The 16,991-nt window shown below is 74.9% G+C and carries 10 protein-coding genes; 4 read left to right on the forward strand and 6 right to left on the reverse strand.

The genetic code is table 11. The annotated features are described in order from the left end of the window. Positions 1–83 precede the first annotated feature (83 nt). Entirely contained in the window at positions 84–1,769 is a 1,686-nt protein-coding gene (locus D7294_RS23275; RefSeq protein ID WP_120682937.1) for an extracellular solute-binding protein, read from the reverse strand. A 301-nt stretch (positions 1,770–2,070) separates the two neighbouring features. Between D7294_RS23275 and D7294_RS23280 the strand changes: the two genes are divergently transcribed. Further along, on the forward strand, positions 2,071–4,998 hold the full coding sequence (locus tag D7294_RS23280) for a glycoside hydrolase family 3 C-terminal domain-containing protein (protein ID WP_120682939.1): 2,928 nt from the start codon (positions 2,071–2,073) through the stop codon (positions 4,996–4,998). 38 nt (positions 4,999–5,036) lie between these two features. After that, a complete protein-coding gene (locus D7294_RS23285) occupies positions 5,037–6,314 on the forward strand; it encodes a TRM11 family SAM-dependent methyltransferase (protein WP_241562571.1) in 1,278 nt (425 codons plus the stop codon). Here the strand turns inward: D7294_RS23285 and D7294_RS23290 are convergent. From D7294_RS23290 to D7294_RS23300, 3 genes are all read right to left on the reverse strand, one after another. Then, positions 6,295–7,743, reverse strand: a complete 1,449-nt coding sequence (locus D7294_RS23290; RefSeq protein ID WP_120682941.1) for an aldehyde dehydrogenase family protein — start codon at positions 7,741–7,743, stop codon at positions 6,295–6,297. The two genes, D7294_RS23285 and D7294_RS23290, sit on opposite strands and share 20 nt — an antisense overlap. 173 nt (positions 7,744–7,916) lie before the next feature. Further along, entirely contained in the window at positions 7,917–9,470 is a 1,554-nt protein-coding gene (locus D7294_RS23295) for a PucR family transcriptional regulator (RefSeq protein ID WP_120682943.1), read from the reverse strand. A 187-nt stretch (positions 9,471–9,657) separates the two neighbouring features. Beyond that, positions 9,658–12,021, reverse strand: coding sequence for an ATP-binding protein (locus D7294_RS23300; protein ID WP_120682944.1), 2,364 nt, complete (start codon positions 12,019–12,021; stop codon positions 9,658–9,660). Positions 12,022–12,252: 231 nt separating this feature from the next. On the opposite strand from D7294_RS23300, the gene D7294_RS23305 reads away from it, so the two are divergent. Continuing rightward, the gene (locus D7294_RS23305) at positions 12,253–13,608 is read left to right on the forward strand and encodes an ABC transporter ATP-binding protein (RefSeq protein ID WP_120682946.1); all 1,356 of its coding nucleotides are present in this window, start codon (positions 12,253–12,255) and stop codon (positions 13,606–13,608) included. Between the two features lie 12 nt (positions 13,609–13,620). Here the strand turns inward: D7294_RS23305 and D7294_RS23310 are convergent, their stop codons facing one another. Beyond that, a complete protein-coding gene (locus D7294_RS23310; protein WP_120682948.1) occupies positions 13,621–14,142 on the reverse strand; it encodes a TetR/AcrR family transcriptional regulator in 522 nt (173 codons plus the stop codon). 179 nt (positions 14,143–14,321) lie between these two features. Further along, a complete protein-coding gene (locus tag D7294_RS23315) occupies positions 14,322–15,173 on the reverse strand; it encodes an aldo/keto reductase (RefSeq protein WP_120682950.1) in 852 nt (283 codons plus the stop codon). Between the two features lie 319 nt (positions 15,174–15,492). On the opposite strand from D7294_RS23315, the gene gabT reads away from it, so the two are divergent. Further along, positions 15,493–16,851 carry a 4-aminobutyrate--2-oxoglutarate transaminase gene (gabT, locus tag D7294_RS23320; RefSeq protein WP_241562572.1) on the forward strand — a complete coding sequence of 453 codons (1,359 nt, stop codon included), beginning with the start codon at positions 15,493–15,495 and terminating at the stop codon, positions 16,849–16,851. The last annotated feature ends 140 nt before the right edge of the window (positions 16,852–16,991 follow it).

Genomic DNA, 16,991 nt, shown 5'->3' on the forward strand with positions numbered 1-16,991 from the left:
TGTCCCGTTGTCCCGGTGTCCTTCAGGCGGTCAGGCCCTCCCGGCGGCCCCGGGTCCTGCCCGGCCTGCCTGCGGGGCGCGGCCTACGCGCCCTCTTCCTCGTCGAGCAGTCCCTGGTAGAACTCGCGCAGTTCGTCCCCGCCGTTGCGGCGCCACTCGGCCACGGCGTTCTGCAGGTCGCGAAGGGACTGCCGGCCGCGGACCACGTCGTCCTCCAGGTCCTCGAAGCCGTCGTTGATGCTGGCGAGCCTGGCCGGCTCCTGGACCTGGCGGCCGAAGAACAGCGGCTCCTTGGCGAAGGCGAGGTTCCGCTTCTGCCAGCCCGTCCAGTCCTCGACCACCTCGGGGGTGTCGGGCAGCGCGATGGAGTGGCCGGGGGTGCAGATGAAGGTGTAGGTCTCGGGCACGACCTCGGTCTCGCCCTGCGGGGTGCGCACCGGCAGCCCGTTCTCGACGTTGTAGTGGGTGCCCTCGATGCCGTAGGTGCGCAGCCGGTTCTCGCGGGTGCCGTAGGGCGCGGCCGTGTAGTTGGCGATCTGCAGGGCCTCGCGGATGCGGTCCTCGGGGAGGTTCTTGTTGACGAAGGTCCAGATGCCGGAGCCGTTGGCGGTGTAGACGATCGGGTCCTGGCCGCCGACGCCGAAGAAGTCGAAGGCGTTCATCCGGAAGTCGGGGTTGGCGCTGCGCTGCTCGATCACGGTGTTGTGCCAGGTGCCGTCGCCGGTGTTGAACATCAGCACCTCACCGGCGGTGAAGCGCTGCACGGCGTCGCCGGAGACGGCCACCGCGTCCGGGTGGACCACCTCGGCCGCATACAGCTTGCGGGTCCACTCCAGGGCCTCGAGGTAGGCGTCCGTCTCGTAACGGTTGATCAGCCTGCCGTCCTCGCCGCGGTCGAAGTAGTTGGGCTTCTCCGGCAGCACCCCGTGGATGACGAACGCCGTCCACTTCATGTCCTCGCAGGCCCAGACCCGGCTGGACGGTGAGGTGATCTCCTTGCAGAAGTCGAGGAAGTCCTCGGCGCTGCCGGGCGCGGGCCAGCCGTTGGCCTCGAAGATGTCCTGCCGGTAGTAGGGGACGACCCCGCCGATGGGCGCCCCCGGCATGGGCAGGCCGCGCAGTGCCCCGCCGAAGACGGCGGGCTGCCAGGCGGCGGTGGGGATGGCGGCCAGGTTGGGGTAGTCGAGCACCTTGTCGCCGGAGAGGTAGGGGCCCAGGTCGGCGAAGCGGCTGCTGATCGCCTGCGGGATCTGGCCGGTCAGCTCCCAGCCCGGCACGCACACCAGGTCGGGGATGTCGCTGCCGGCGAGGACCGCGCCGAGCTTCTCGCCGTAGGTGTTGCCGTCCTGCGTCTGCCAGTCGATCGAGACGCCGATGGCCTGGTCCATGGCGGTCCAGAAGTCGTTGCCCGCGTCGGGCGGGGTGCCCCACAGCGGGGTCATGGCGGTGAAGTGCCCGCCGCTGCCGAGGGGTTCCGGCACCGAGACGCCGAGTTCCGCGTCGGGTATCCAGCTGGTGTAGCCGGGGCTCGAACCGTTCTCCGAGGCGATGTCGGGTGCCACGGCCACCTCGGAGGCCTTGAACGTCGGCAGGATGCTCTCCAGTTCCTGCTCCGAGGCCCGGCCCTCCTCGCCTGCGCCGCCCCCACCGCCGCCGCAGGCGGTCAGCAGCGGCGTGGCGCCCACCGTGGCCGCCGCGGCGAAGGCCGACGAGGCGAGGAATCTTCTCCGGGTCGGTCCGGGGCGGAAGTTGGGCCGTGAGTTCGGCATGGCACGTCAACCCTTCATGGCTCTGCCTCTTCGCATGACCGTGGTGCAGGCTGGTCGAAGCGCTTCGATGTGCGCTGAGGTTAAGTCCCCCCACCTGACCACACAAGCCCCGGTCGACAGAAAGTTCGACGACCGCTCATCGGCATCCTTCCCCGGTTTCCAGGCTCATGACGCTTCATTGCCCCGTGGCGTCTTGACAGGGAGCGCGCCGGAAACCCAGCATCGAAGCGCTTCGAACATCCACTTCGCGGGCCCGCCGGATCCGGGCCGGGAGAGCCGCCGCCACCGCTGGGGAGTTCCTGTGACCGACGCACCTGTGCCCTTCCGCGACCCGCGGCTGCCCTTCGCCGAGCGGGTGGCCGACCTGCTGGGACGGCTGACCCTCCCCGAGCGCGTCGCGATGCTCCACCAGGCGGCGCCCGCCGTGGAACGCCTCGGCCTGGCGCCCTTCCGCACCGGCCAGGAGGCGCTGCACGGGGTGGCCTGGATGGGCAAGGCCACCGTCTTCCCCCAGGCCGTGGGGCTCGGCGCGACCTGGAACGACGAGCTGGTCCGCCGGGTGGGCGAGGCGGCGGGGCGCGAGGCCCGCGCGATGCGCGCCCGCGAGCCCAAGGTGGGCCTGAACGTCTGGTCGCCGACGGTCAACCTGCTCCGGCACCCGCTGTGGGGCCGCAACGAGGAGGGCTACGCCGAGGACCCGCACCTGACGGCCGCCCTGGCCACCGCGTACACCCGCGGCCTGCGCGGCGACCACCCCGTCTACTGGCGCACCGCGCCCCTCCTCAAGCACTGGCTCGCCCACAACCACGAGTGGCACCGGGACACCGCCAGCACCTCGGTGCGCTTGCGGGTGCTGCACGAGTACGAGCTCCCCGCCTTCCGCGGCCCGGTGCGGGCCGGCACGGTGATCGGCGTCATGCCGGCGTACAACCTGGTCAACGGGCGCCCCAACCACCTGTCCCCGCTGCTGGAGAGCGAGTTGCGGACCTGGACTGACCGCTCCCTCGTGGTCTGCTCCGACGCCTTCGCGCCCGGCAACATCGCCGGCTCCCAGGGGTACCTGCCCAGCCACGAGGAGGGCCTGGCCGCCGCGCTGCGCGCCGGCGTGGACAGCTTCACCGACGACGGCCCGCTCACCCTGAAGCGGCTGAACGGGGCGCTCGAGGCCGGCCTGATCGACCCCGGGGACGTGGACCGCGCGGTCGCCAGGCTGCTCGACATGCGGTTCCTGCTCGGCGAGTTCGACCCGGACCTCGACCCCTTCGCCGCCGACGCCGCCTTCGACACCCCCGAGCACCGGGCCCTGGCGCTCGAGGCCGCCGAGCAGGCGGTGGTGCTGCTGAAGAACGACGGGCTGCTGCCGCTGCGCCCCGGCACCCGGGTGGCGGTGGTGGGCCTGCTGGCCGACGAGGTCAAGCTCGACTGGTACAGCGGCTCGCTGCTGCGCCGCACCAGCCCGCTCGCCGGCCTCCGCGAGCGCGCGGGGGCGGACTCGGTCACCTTCGCCGAGGGGGCCGACCTGGTGCGGCTGCGCGCCGCGGGCGGCGGCTGGCTGCGGGTGCCGCCCGCGCCCGAGGCGCCCCGGGCCGAGGCGCAGGCGGCGCTCGACCCGGCGCTGCTGAGCGGCCGAACCGACCTGCCCGCCCTCACCCTCACCGGGGAGGAGGCCGAGGCCACCGGGCTGCACCTGATCGACTGGGGCGGCGGGGTGCTCACCCTGCGCGCTCCGGACGGGCGTTACCTGTCGGCGGCCGGGGACGGACTGGTGCGGGCCTCCGCCGAGCAGCCGGGCGGCTGGGTGGTGCAGGAGACGTTCTCGCTCGAACCGCACGGCGGAGGCCACCTCCTCCGGCATCTCGGTACCGGCAACCACGTGTGGGTCGCCGCCGACGGCCTCAGGGTTGCCGCCCCGCCGGAAGAAGCCGGCCCCGAGGGGGAGGCCACGGCGGGCGCCGCCGGGGAGCCGGGGGCGCCGCAGGCGGGCGAGGTCTTCTTCGTGGAGACCCTCGAACGCGGCGCGGAGGCCGTGGCCAGGGCCGCCGCCGAGGCGGACGTGGTGGTCGTGGTCGCGGGCAACGACCCGCACATCAACGGCCGGGAGACCGAGGACCGCCGCACCCTGGCGCTGCCGCCGCAGCAGGAGCGGCTGTGGCGGGCGGCGCACGCCGCCAACCCGCGCACCGCGCTCGTCCTCACCTCCGCCTACCCCTACGCCGTTCCCGAGGCGGACGCCACGCTGCCCGCCCTGCTGTGGACCGCCCACGGCGGGCAGGCCGCCGGCACGGCGCTGGCCCGGGTCCTCTTCGGGGACGTCTCCCCCGGCGGGCGCCTGCCGCAGACCTGGTACGCCGGCGACGGGGAGCTGCCGGGGATGCTCGACTACGACCTGATCGCCGCCCGCTCCACCTACCTGTACTACGACGGGGTCCCGCTGTACCCCTTCGGCCACGGCCTGTCCTACACGGCCTTCGACTACACGGCGCTCGACGTCCGCCTCGACGGCGAGGAGCTGACGGCCGAGGTCACGGTCGCCAACGCGGGCGCGGTGCCGGGCGACGAGGTCGTGCAGCTGTACGCCAGGGCGCTGCGGCCGAGCGTGCCCAGGCCCCACCGCTGGCTGATCGGGCACCGCCGCATCCACCTGGCGCCCGGTGAGGAGCGGCGGCTGTCCTTCACCGTCCCGGTCGGCGAGACCTTCGGCTTCTTCGACGTCGGGCACGGCAGGTGGACCCTGGAGCCGGGGCCCTACGAGGTGCAGGCCGGGGCCTCCAGCCGGGACATCAGGCGGACCGCGGCGTTCGCGCTCGCGGGCGAGCCGGTGCCGCCGCGGCCGGTGCTGCGCGCCGGCCTGGCCGCCGCCTCCTTCGACGAGAGCGAGCACATCGAACTGACCGACCTCACCCCGGAGTCGGGCGACGCGGTGACCCGCGCCGCGGGCGCCACGTCCCCGGCCACGCTGCGCTACCTGCGCTGCGACTTCGGCCAGGGGGTGACGGGAGTGCGGCTGCGCGCGGCACGCGGCGAGCCCGGCGCGGCCCGGGTGGAGCTGCGGCTGACCGGCGCGGAGGGCACCGGCTCCGGGATCACGCTCACCGTCCCCTCCACCGGGGACGACTACGCCTACGCGACGATCAGCGCCCCGCTGACCGGCCTCGCCTCCGGGGTCGGCGAGGTGCGGCTGACCCTGCACGGAGCGGTGCGGGTGGACCGGCTGGAGTTCGACTCCTGAGGCGGGCGGCCGGACGGCCGCGGCTAGACTCCGGCCCGATGAACGCCTCGAACGCCTCGGCCGGCCGGGAGGCCGGGAATGGCCAGGACCACCCGGCCGCCCAGGACCACCCGGCCCCCTCGCCCGACGCCCCGGCCGCCCCGGCTCCCCCCGCCACCCCACCCGACGGCCCGGCCACCCCGGCCGATCCGGCCGCCCGGGACCGCGCGCAGGCGGCGGACGGCCGGGCCCCCGGGAGCGACCCGGAGGCCGCCGGCCCCGCCGTCACCTACGCCTTCCTGCTGCTCCCCTCGCACAACCGGGTCTACGCCCAGTCCTCCGTGGCGCTGGCCAGGGCCGAGCTCGAGGTGTTCGGGGCGGCGGTGCTCGGCGGCCGGCTCACCGACGTGGACACGACGGAGCTCGGCGGCGTGCCGTACCTCACCTTCCGGGTGCGCGGGGGCCTGGGCGACCGGGACCTGCGCTACCTGTCCAACCTGTCCTCGCTGTACGCGCTCTTCGCCCTGGAGGACGGGCGGCTCACCCCGCTCCCGCTCCGCCGCCTGGACAAATTCGCCAGCGACCTGATCACGATCCAGAAGTACTCGGGCAAGACCAACGAGGACTTCACCAAGCTCCTGCTCAACGTGACCGCCCTGGCCACCGAGGCCCCCGAGCGGCTGCTGACCGGGGAGCTGCGGCTGCTCGACCCGCTGTGCGGGCGCGGCACCACGCTCAACCAGGCGGTGATGTACGGCCTGGACGCGGCCGGCGTCGACCACGACGGCAAGAGCTTCGAGGCGTACGGCACCTTCCTGCGGCAGTGGCTGAAGAACAGCCGCATCAAGCACCACGCGGAGACCTCGACCGTGCGCCGGGACCGCAAGAGCCTCGGCCGGCGCCTCCACGTCACGCTGGGCGAGACGAAGGAGCTCTACAAGAAGGGCGAGGCGATCGAGGTCACGGTGATCCACGCCGACACCGCGGCGAGCGGGGCCTTCTTCAGGCGCGGCTCCTTCGACCTGATCGTCACGGACGCGCCCTACGGCGTGCGGTACGGCAGCCGCGCGGCCGAGGAGCTGTCCCGCTCCCCGGTGCCCCTGCTGGCCTCGGCCCTGCCGGTGTGGGCCGGGCTGCTGCGGCCCGGCGGCGCCCTCGGCCTCTCCTGGAACACCCACGTCGCCCGCCGGGCCGAGCTCGCCGAGCTGCTGGCCGGGCACGGCTTCACCGTCCTGGACGGCGAGCCGTACCGCGGCTTCCGGCATCGCGTCGACCAGTCGATCGACCGCGACCTGATCGTGGCGCGGCTGGAGCGGCCTACAGGTCGAGGCCGGTGAGGACCATCACCCGCTCGTAGGTGTAGTCCTCCATCGCGAAGGCCACGCCCTCGCGGCCCACGCCCGAGGCCTTGACCCCGCCGTAGGGCATCTGGTCCCCGCGGTAGGAGGGCACGTCGCCGATGATCACGCCGCCCACCTCGAGGGCGCGGTGGGCGCGGAACGCGGCCTGCACGTCGTGGGTGAACACGCCCGCCTGGAGGCCGAACTGCGAGTCGTTCGCCGCCGCGTAGGCCGCCTCCTCGCCCGCCACCCGGCTCAGCAGCAGGACCGGGCCGAAGACCTCCTCGGTGGCCACCTTCGCGTCGCCTGGCACCTCCTCGAGCACGGTCGGCCGGTAGCTCGCGCCCTCCCGCACGCCCCCGGTGAGCACCTTCGCGCCGGCCTCGCTCGCCTCCTTCACCCAGCCCTCCACGCGCCTGGCGGCGTCCTCGCTGATCAGCGGGCCCACGTCGGTGGCCTCGTCGGCCGGGTCGCCGAGCCGCAGCGCCTCCACCGCCGCCACCACGCGCGGCACGAGACGGTCGTAGACGGTCTCGTCGGCCAGCACCCGCTGCACGGCGATGCAGGACTGCCCGCCCTGGTAGTTGGAGAAGGTCGCGATGCGCTGCGCGGCCCAGTCGAGATCGGCGTCCGAGGAGTAGTCCGCCAGGACGATCGCCGCGCCATTGCCGCCGAGTTCCAGGGTGACGCGCTTGCGCGGCACCGAGTCCCGGATCGCCCAGCCCACCGGCACCGAGCCGGTGAAGGAGATGATCGGCAGCCGCGGGTCCTGCACCAGCGGGGGCATCGCCTCGTTGGGCACCGGAAGCACGCTCCAGGCGCCGGCGGGCAGGTCGGTGCCCGCGAGCAACTCGCCGAGCAGCAGCGCGGTCAGCGGGGTGGCCGGGGCCGGCTTGAGGATGATCGGCGCGCCCGCGGCGAGGGCGGGGGCCACCTTGTGGGCGCACAGGTTCAGCGGGAAGTTGAACGGCGCGATGCCGAGGACGGGCCCGTAGGGCACGCGCCTGGTGATCGCCAGCCTCCCGGCGCCGCTGGGGTCGGCGTCCAGGCGCTGGCCCGTGGCGCCGTTGAACCGGCGGGCCTCGTCGGCGGCCCAGCGGAAGACCGACTGGCAGCGGGCGACCTCCACCCGCGCCCACTTCAGCGGCTTTCCGCTCTCCGCCGTGATCAGCCCGGCGAACTCCTCGGCGCGCTCCGCCAGCCGCCGCCCCACGAGGTCCAGCGCCGCGGCCCTGACGTGGGCGGGGGTGGCCGCGAACTCGCCGGCCACGGCCGCCGCGGCGGCGACGGCCTCCTCGGTCTGGGCGGCGGTCGGCAGGCCGACGGTGCCGACGGTGCGGCCGTCCCAGGGGGAGGTGACCTCGAGCGTGTCCTCGCCGTGCGCCTCGTGTCCGGCAAGCCAGAAGGGTGTCGTCGCCGTCGTCATCGCATCTCCCGCCTTCCGTGGGGTCTGCTGCCTGGTGCGGTCGGTCCTCGGCTCCACCGTAGGGGCTTTCGGCCCGCCCGCGACTTGGCCGCAGTGGAGCGGTCCATCCGGCGCGCCCGCCACGATGGCCAGCCCCGCGGCGGGCGGCTCCGCCGGGCCCGCGGGCGCCGGCCTCACCGTCCCGGCGGGGCCGTGGCCTTCAGCGCGAGCCACAGCTCCATCCGCACGTCCGGGTCGTCCAGGGACCGGTCGAGGATCTCCTCCACGCGCCGCATCCGGTACCGCAGCGTGTGCCGGTGGACGCCGAGGTCGGCCGCCGCCGCGTCCCACTGGCCGTGCCTGGCGAGCCAGGCGCGCAACGAGGCCACCAGGTCGCCGCGCCCCCGCTCGTCGTGGTCGCGCAGCGCGCGCAGCAGGCCGTCCGCGAAGGCCCGCACCGCGTCGTCGGCGAGCAGCGGCATCACCGATCCGGTGGCCACGTCGTTGTGCTCCACCAGGGCCCGGCCGCGGCGCCTGGCGACCAGCAGGGCGGCCCGCGCGTGCTGGTAGGCGGCGTCCGCGGAGGCGAGGCCGGTGGGGGCCGACATGCCGAGGGCCAGGCCCTCGGCCCTGCCCTCGGGGGCGAGCCGCGCGTAGTCCTCGCAGGCCGCCATCGCCGCCCCGCCGTCCGCCGCGACCACCACCAGCCCCTCCCCGTCGGCGGCGGCGAGCACCGGCTCCCCGGCCCGCTGCGCCGCGGCCTCGACGGCGAGTCCGAAGTCCTCGAGCACCGCGGGGTCGCCGTTCGACTCGGCGACGAGCACCCGCAGCGGGGCGTCGAGCAGCCCGCCGTACAACTGGCCCGCGACCGCCCTGGCGTGGTCAGGCTCGCCGCTCAGCAGCATCCGGAGCACCGCGCCGCCGAGCCTGGCCTCGGCCGCCTGGTAGGCGCTGGAGCGCTCGGTGGTCAACGTCAGCACGGCGACGGCGGACTGGATGGCGTAGCGCTCCGCGGTCGCGGGCGGCGCGGCGGTGCCGATGGCGAGGATCGCGCGCGGCACCTGCCCGCTGCCCACCGACTGCAGCTCCACCCGGTCCTCCTCGGGCCCGGCGGCGCACACCGCGGTGGCGGGCGCGGTGCGCTGGCCGAGCCGCCGCACGTCCTGGGTGAGCCGCCCGGCGCGGCGCGCGGCCCAGGCCGGGGCCACGGCGGTGACCGTGCCGGTGAGGTCGTAGAGCGCGGCCCAGCCGCCGACCTGCGCCGCCAGCCGCTCCAGGAGCGCGCGCTGCCCGCCGTCCGAGAGCGCGGCCCGGGTCAGCTCGCGCTGGGCGGCGAACCCGGCGGTGACCGCGCGGTACTGCTCGGCGGCCATCACCGCCGAGACGGCCTTGCTGATGGCGATGAAGGGCGTGGGGCGCGGCACTTCGAGCAGCGGGAGATCCGCCTCGCGGGCGGCGGCGAGCAGGGCGGGCGGCACCTCGGGGTGGTTGACCCCGACGCCGAAGCCGAGGCCCACCACGCCCGCCTCGCACAGCCTGGCCACGTAGGCGCGCATGGCCTCGGCGTCGTCCACGGCCAGGTTGAGCCCGGTGGTCAGCAGCAGCTCGCCGCCGTCGAGCCAGGGGGTGGGATCGGAGAGCTCGCTCGCGTGCGCCCACCGCACCTCGGCCGCCAGGCGCTCCCGGCCCGCGAGCACGCTGAGCCTGAGCGCGGTGTGCTGGACAAGTGAGGCGAGGGAAGGGTGCATTGATCACCTTGGGGAGCCAGGACGACACGTACCATCACCGTACAGTGGCCTGGCATATGCGCAGGTGGGCAGCTGCGGAAGGCGGCGAATACCGGCCGTTCCGCCCGGGGCCGGCCACCGGTGCGGGGGCCGGGCCCGGAATCCGGCGCCGTCACCGGGAGATTCACCGGCCCGCGGCGCCCCCGCACTAGCCGAGCCGCACCAGGACCGGGGGGCTTGGCTCGCCCGAGACGGTGGTCATCGAGAGCACCGCGTGCCTGGGCGGCACCCGGTGGGCCAGTTCCGAGGCCGACCAGCGCTCCCGCTCGACCCGCCGCACGGTGACCGCCTCGGTGGTGACGTCCCGGCCGGTGAACAGCTTGCGCACCCCGCGCACCGCGCGCCGCATCCACCCGCCGCTGCGGTCGGGGGTGCGGGTGGTCTCCTCGTCCTCCCGCCACTCGGTGCCCCAGGCCCGGGCGAAGTGCTCGGCGTCCCAGGTGGTGATGCCGGAGAAGGCCATGCGGCAGCCCACCGCGCCGAGCAGCCCGGTGCGCAGCTGCGGCGGCACGTCGTCCAGGGTGCGCAGGGCGAGCACCACCCCGGCGTTGTTGGGCCGCAGCTGGGTGAGGCCGCGGACGGTCCCCGGGGTGATGGCCGCGGTGGCGTCGTCGAGCACCAGGCAGGCGAAGAGGGAGCGGTCGGGCCTGGTGGTCGCGGCGGCGGTGAACTGGGCGAGCAGCAGCCGGGTGATGATCCGCCGCGCCTCCGCGTGCCCGGTGGCCGGCAGGTCCACCCGCACCCGCAGCGGGTGGACCAGGGCGCTGAGCGAGAAGGGCCGCGCGTCCTGGGAGAACCCGGCCCGGTCGAGGACCGCGAGCCGGTCCGCGAGCTGGGGCCCGAGGTCGTCGGGGCGCTGGGCCTGCCTGGCCCGCGCGTCGAGTTCCCGCTGCTGGGCGGCGGCCCCCGCAAGGGCCAGGTCCTCGCGCAGGGTGGCCAGCAGCGCGGGGGCGCCGTCCAGCATGGCGCGCAGCTCTGGCACCCCGGGCAGCTGCCCGTACGCGGCCAGGTAGGGGCCGATCAGCTGCACGAGGACGGCCGCCGCCTCCTGCTGCTCGATGCGGGAGCCGCCGGTCAGCGCCTCGGCGAGCAGCCCGGCGGCCTCGTCCGTGTCGGTGGCGCCGCCGTACAGGTCGAGCTGGTGGGTGCCGGCCGGGTCGCCGACGCGGACGATGATGTCGAAGGCGTCGTCGGGCCCCAGGCCGCTGTTCGCGGTGCCGACGGCGACCACGGCGGCCTGGCCGGTCAGGGCGTGCAGGCACAGCGCCTCGGTGACCGGCCTGATGACGCGGCCGGTCTTGCCCGAGCCCGGGGGGCCGACGGCGAGCAGGGAGGTGCCGAGCACCGCGGGGTCGAGGGCCACGTCCTCGCCGCGGTACTCGTAGGCGTTGCGCTCCTCGTCCACCGCGTGCCCGATGCGCACCTGCCTGGTCAGCAGGTCGTGGGTGGCCGCCCGCACCGGCAGGTCGCGGTCGCCCGAGGGGTGGACGAACGCGCCCGCCCCCAGCGCGGCGGCCGCCCTGGCGAACTCGGGCAGGTCGGTCGGCCGGGCCCGCACCGCCCCCCAGGCGTGCGCGATGCGCGCGTAGTCGAGGTCGCTCATCGCGCCGTTCCTGAGGTCCCCGGCCAGCCGGTCGGCGGCCTCGGGAGCCCCGGCGGCACGCAGTTCCGTGAAGTCCGTGAGCCGGGCCAACTCGGCGCGCTCCTCCGGGGTGCGCGCGCGGCGCGCGGCTCCCGGCGCGGCGGGCGGGTAGCGGCGCAGCACCGCGCGCCAGCCGCCGAGCCAGCCGAAGAGCGCGAGGAGCAGCAGCGTGTAGAGGACGTAGTAGAGGTTGTAGGAGAGCGTGTAGGCGGTGCTGTCGCCCTCCTCCCACCAGGAGTCGGGCACCACCGCGTAGAGCGGGTCGAGCCAGAACTCCCAGATGCCGAGGAAGCTCAGCCGCCAGGCCGCCCAGGCCCCGGCGAGCGCGGCCAGCGCGCGCAGCGTGGCCGCGGAGCCAAGCGGCTCGATGTCGGCCCTGCCGCACAGCAGCCGCAGCGCCGCGGGGCGCCAGCGGCGCCACAGCCCGGACGCGTTGCCCACCCGGCCGAAGGCGTACGCCAGCAGGCAGGCGACGAGGACCTGGTAGAGGTAGACGGCCGTGTGGTTGGCCGTGCCGTGCCAGGTGTCCACGCCGATCCAGTACAGCGGCCGGTTGGCGAAGTCGAGGTAGCCGTTGTCGTAGAACGACCACACGAACCAGCCGCAGATCAGCGCGAGCAGCGCCCCGCCGTGCAGCTCGCGGTCCCCGGGCAGGTCGGGGTCCTCGGGCGGCTTGGGCGCGTGGTCCTGCCGCCACACGCCTGGCTTGGCCGCGGGGCGCGGCCGGTGCAGCCAGCGCACCAGCGGCGGCGCCCCGGGCTCCGCCGCCGGCGGCGGCATCGGCGGCGGCGCTGCCGGGCGCGGGACGGGCGCCGCCTTCGCGCGGGTGTTCCGCGCGCCGCGCGCACCGTACGGGTCGTTGGTGCTCATCCGGTGTGCCTGGCCCCCTGATCAGGACATCGGCCGCGTGCCCGCGGCCTCCGTTCGCCCCGGCCGCCTGCGGCGGCGGCCGATGTCGTTCAACGCGGTTTTAATGTAGTGCCGTTCGGTGTCGAATATGCAGGGCGGTAAAGCGTCCATACCCGTTCCGCTGGGACATCTGGTGCGCTACGGTCCTGCCTCACCCCCCACTGGCTCAAAGACGACCCTGGGCGGAACTTCATGACACGCGCGATCTCCTTGCGAGACGTCTCCAAGATCTATCCACGCAACGTGGTGGCCGTGGACCGGCTGTCGCTGGACATCGAGCCCGGCGAGTTCGTCGTGCTGCTCGGCCCTTCCGGCTGCGGCAAGTCCACCGTGCTGCGCATGATCGCGGGCCTTGAGGAGATCACCTCGGGAGAGCTGCTGCTCGACGGCGTGGCCGCCAACGACCTGGCGCCCGGCGAGCGGGAGCTGGCCATGGTCTTCCAGCAGTACGCGCTGTACCCGAACATGACGAGCCGCCAGAACATCGCCTTCCCGCTGCGGATGGAGCAGCGGCTCGACGACCACGACCAGCGGGTGCGCGAGGCGGCCAGGCTGCTGGACATCGAGCAGCTCCTCGACCGCTACCCCGCGCAGCTCTCGGGCGGGGAGCGGCAGCGGGTGGCGATGGGGCGGGCCATCGTGAGGCGGCCCACGGCCTTCCTGCTCGACGAGCCGCTGTCCAACCTCGACGCCAAGCTGCGCACCCGGCTGCGGGCCGAAATCGCCACGCTGACCAGGCACTTGGGCGTGACGACGGTGTACGTCACCCACGACCAGTCCGAGGCGATGTCGCTCGGGGACCGGGTGGCGGTGATGCGGGACGGGGTGCTGCAGCAGGTCGGTACGGCCCGGGACGTCTACGGCCTGCCCGACAACGTCTTCGTGGCGGCCTTCGTCGGCACCCCCCGCATCAACCTGCTCAGCGCCACGGTGCACGCGCCGCTCGACGGCCGGATGAGTATCGACTTCGGCACCCAGCGGATGCTGCTGCCGCAGCCGCTGAGCCCGGATCACCAGATGCTGCGGCTCCAGATGGGCCGGGAGATCACGGTGGGGCTGCGCTCCGAGGCGGCTCGCATCGCCTCGCCCGGCGCCATGCGGCCGACGGAGGCGCTGCTCAACGGCGTGGTGCAGCACGTGGAGTACCAGGGGCACGAGTCCCTGGTGCACGTGAGCACCGGCGCCAGGCCGGCCAGGGTGGACGGGCTTGAGGCGGCGCGCGGCCCGGCGCGGACCCGCACCCGGCGCGCCGCCCGCGCCGCCGCGGGCCTGGGGCAGGGCGCGCTGGGGCGGCTGCGGCGGCGGGCGAGGTCCTCGGTCGCCACCCTGGAACGCCCGGCGGAGCCCGCGCCGCCCCCGGCACCCGCCTCGCCCATCCCCTCGGGCCGGATCGCGGACGGGCTGGTGCTGCGGGCGGGCGCGGACGTGCAGCTGCGGATCGGCGAGCGGGTGCCGCTGCTGCTCGATCTCGGGCAGCTCTACGTCTTCGACAGCGAGGGCCGGCGGATCTGCCCGGCGCCGGTCGGGACGCCCCGGCTGGAGGGGTAGGGCCGCGGGGCTTCAGGCCCGCAGGCCGTCGAGGAGGACGGTGATCAGGGCGTCGCCCGGGCGGGCGCCGACGCGGCAGATCGCGACGTTCAGCAGCTCGCGCACCTCGTCAGGGCTGAGGTCGGAGCGCAGCGTGCCCTCGCGCTGCGCCCCGCGCGCCAGGTCCCTGACCAGTTCGGCGGCCTCGGCGGCCAGCCGGGCCGGCTCGGCCGGGGCCGTGGCGCCCTCGGTCAGGGAGGCGCAGAGGGCCAGCGGCAGGCCCAGGCCGTGCAGGACCAGGGCGCGCAGGGCGTCCCAGCGCGGCTGCTCGGCGGCGGCCTCGGCCCAGCCGAAGGCCAGGAAGTCGTCGAGGGCCCGGACGGCGATGTGCTCCACCAGCGCCTGCCGGTCGTCGAAGTGCCGGTAGAGGGTGCCCACCCGCAGCCCGGCCGCGGTGGCGATCCGGTCCATGCCGACGCCGGCGCCGTGCTCCGTGAACAGGCGCAGCGCCGCCTCGACGATCGCCTCCCGGTTGCGCCGGGCGTCGGCCCTCATCCGGCCCCCTCCGACAAGGTGAACTCTCTCTTCATATTATCCCCGGCCCGGGGCATGAGGGTGCCCCTCGCCTTGGAGCCGCGGCATGCGCCCCGGCCGCCGCCCCACCCGGGGGTTCCGGCCGCGCGGGCCGGCGCCGCACCCGGGCGGGGCCTCCGGCGGGGCCCGGGCCGGCGGCCTCAGCGGGCGCCGAGGGCGCGGAACTCGGCCTCGCTCAGCCGCACCTCCGCGGCCCCGAGGTTCTCCTCCAGGTGCGCCACCCGCGAGGTGCCGGGGATGGGCAGCATCACGGGCGAGCGGTGCAGCAGCCAGGCCAGCGCGAACTGGACCGGGGTGGTCTCCCGCTCCCTGGCGATGCCGGCGAGCGGGCCGCCGGGGCGGGCCAGGTCCCCGGTCTCCAGGGGCTGCCAGGGCAGGAAGCCGAGCCCCTCGGCCTCGCAGTACTCCAGCACGTCCTCCCACCGGCGGTCGGCGAGGCTGTACCGGTTCTGCACGGTGGCGATCGGGGCGATCTCCCTGGCCTGCCGCACCTGTTCCACGCTCACCTCGGAGAGGCCGAGGTGGCGGATCTTCCCCTCCTGCCGGAGTTCGGCCAGGGCGCCGAGCTGGTCGGCCAGCGGCACCCTGGGGTCGATCCGGTGCAGCTGGAAGAGGTCGATCCGCTCCAGGGCCAGGTGCCGCAGGCTCAGCTCGGCCTGCTGGCGCAGGTACTCGGGCCTGCCCAGCGGGTGCCAGCGTCCCGGCCCCGTCCGCGCGAAGCCCGCCTTGGTCGCGATCACCAGGCCGGCGGGGTAGGGGTGCAGGGCCTGCCTGATGATCCGCTCGCTGACCTCGGGCCCGTAGGAGTCGGCCGTGTCCACCAGCGTCACGCCGAGTTCCACGGCCCGGCGCAGCACCCGGATCGCCTCCTCGTAGTCCCGCGGCTCACCCCACACGCCGGGTCCGGTCAGGTTCATCGCCCCGAAGCCGAGCCGCCGCACCGGCAGGTCGCCGCCGATGGCGAAGGACAGCGGAAGGACGTCGTTGGTCATGCGGGCTCCTCGGGGGCGCGGCGGGCGGCCGGTCTGGCGGACGCGTCCAGGGTGGCGCGCGCCCCTCCACCCCCCGGGTACGCCGCCGCGCGCGCCCCGGCGAGTCCACCCGGTCCGGCGCGCCCCCTTCCCGCCGAGCAGGCCCCCCACCCGGCCGGCGGCCCCCGCGCGGCGGTCCGGCCGCGCGCCCGGCCCTCCCCGCCGCGATGGCCAAATCCGGCGGAGCACCACTCCGCGACGGTGCATGCCCGCGCGCGGCGCGCGGCCCTAGCCTGCCGAAAGGAGTGAGGTAGCCCCCCTTCGCGTCGAGGAGTCCCCCATGACCGTCATGACCGAACTGTTCGGAGGCCCGTCCCTCCCCCAGGAACGCCGCCTGGTCACCGAGATCCCCGGGCCCGGGTCGCGGGCGCTGATGGCCCGCAAGCAGGCCGCCGTCGCGGACGGGCTGAGCACCGTGATGCCGGTGTTCGCCAGGCGCGCGGGCGGTGGCGTCGTCGAGGACGTGGACGGCAACTCGTTCATCGACTTCGGCTCCGGCATCGCCGTCACCGGCGTGGGCAACAGCGCCGAGGCCGTCGTCAGCCGGGCGACGGCCCAGCTCACGCAGTTCACCCACACCTGCGCGATGGTCACCCCCTACGAGGGCTACGTGGAGGTGTGCGAGGAACTGGCCCGGCTCACCCCGGGCGACCACGCCAAGAAGTCGCTCCTGCTCAACTCGGGCGCGGAGGCGGTGGAGAACGCCGTCAAGATCGCCCGCTACCACACCAGGCGGCAGGCGGTCGTCGTCTTCGACCACGGCTACCACGGGCGCACCAACCTCACCATGGGGCTGACCGCCAAGGACATGCCCTACAAGCACGGCTTCGGGCCCTTCGCCCCCGAGATCTACCGCGTTCCCCTGGCCTACCCCTTCCGCTGGCTGACGGGCCCGGAGAACTGCGCCGAGGAGGCCGCGGCCCAGGTCGTCGAGCAGATCACCAAGCAGGTCGGGGTGGGGAACACGGCGGCCATCCTGGTCGAACCGGTGCTCGGCGAGGGCGGGTTCATCGTGCCGGCCCGCGGCTTCCTGCCCCGGATCGCGGACTTCGCCAGGGAGCACGGGATCCTCTTCATCGCCGACGAGATCCAGACCGGCTTCTGCCGCACCGGCCAGTGGTTCGCCTGCGAGGACGAGGGCCTGGTCCCCGACCTCATCACGACGGCCAAGGGCATCGCGGGCGGCCTGCCGCTCGCGGCGGTCACCGGGCGCAGCGAGATCATGGACGCCGCCCACCCGGGCGGCCTCGGCGGGACCTACGGCGGCAACCCGGTGGCCTGCGCGGCGGCCCTCGGCGCCATCGAGACCATGCGCGAACTCGACCTGCCGGCCAGGGCGCGGGAGATCGAGGGGCTGATGCGCCCGCGGCTGACCGCGCTCGCCGAGCGGTACCCGCTGATCGGCGAGGTCCGCGGGCGCGGGGCCATGCTCGCGATCGAGCTGGTCAAGCCGGGCACCAAGGAGCCCGACCCGGCGGCGACCGCGGCCCTGGCCGCCGCCTGCCACCGGCGGGGCCTGCTGGTGCTGACCACGGGCACCTACGGCAACGTGATGCGCTTCCTGCCGCCGCTCGTCATCGGCGAGGACCTGCTCCGCGAGGGACTCGACGTGCTGGCCGAGGCCCTCGCCACCCTGTGAGGGGATGCGGGACGGACGACCCGCAGGACGATGCGACGGACGGCCTGACGATTCCGTGGGTGGGCGAGTTGGTGAGCGGGAGGTCAAGCCGGATGGAGAAGCTGCGGGGATGTGATGCGGATTGCCGACGCGCGCTGCCG

It is taken from the genome of Streptomyces hoynatensis (genome assembly GCF_003626535.1).
Taxonomy (GTDB): Bacteria; Actinomycetota; Actinomycetes; order Streptomycetales; family Streptomycetaceae; genus Streptomyces; species Streptomyces hoynatensis.

What these genes read in the sequence shown, in the direction of transcription:
- D7294_RS23275 (WP_120682937.1), bottom strand. Translation starts at nt 1,769, where the DNA reads ATGCCGAACTCACGGCCCAACTTCCGCCCCGGACCGACCCGGAGAAGA.
- D7294_RS23285 (WP_241562571.1), top strand. Translation starts at nt 5,037, where the DNA reads ATGAACGCCTCGAACGCCTCGGCCGGCCGGGAGGCCGGGAATGGCCAG.
- D7294_RS23290 (WP_120682941.1), bottom strand. Translation starts at nt 7,743, where the DNA reads ATGACGACGGCGACGACACCCTTCTGGCTTGCCGGACACGAGGCGCAC.
- D7294_RS23295 (WP_120682943.1), bottom strand. Translation starts at nt 9,470, where the DNA reads ATGCACCCTTCCCTCGCCTCACTTGTCCAGCACACCGCGCTCAGGCTC.
- D7294_RS23300 (WP_120682944.1), bottom strand. Translation starts at nt 12,021, where the DNA reads ATGAGCACCAACGACCCGTACGGTGCGCGCGGCGCGCGGAACACCCGC.
- D7294_RS23305 (WP_120682946.1), top strand. Translation starts at nt 12,253, where the DNA reads ATGACACGCGCGATCTCCTTGCGAGACGTCTCCAAGATCTATCCACGC.
- D7294_RS23310 (WP_120682948.1), bottom strand. Translation starts at nt 14,142, where the DNA reads ATGAGGGCCGACGCCCGGCGCAACCGGGAGGCGATCGTCGAGGCGGCG.
- D7294_RS23315 (WP_120682950.1), bottom strand. Translation starts at nt 15,173, where the DNA reads ATGACCAACGACGTCCTTCCGCTGTCCTTCGCCATCGGCGGCGACCTG.
- gabT (WP_241562572.1), top strand. Translation starts at nt 15,493, where the DNA reads ATGACCGTCATGACCGAACTGTTCGGAGGCCCGTCCCTCCCCCAGGAA.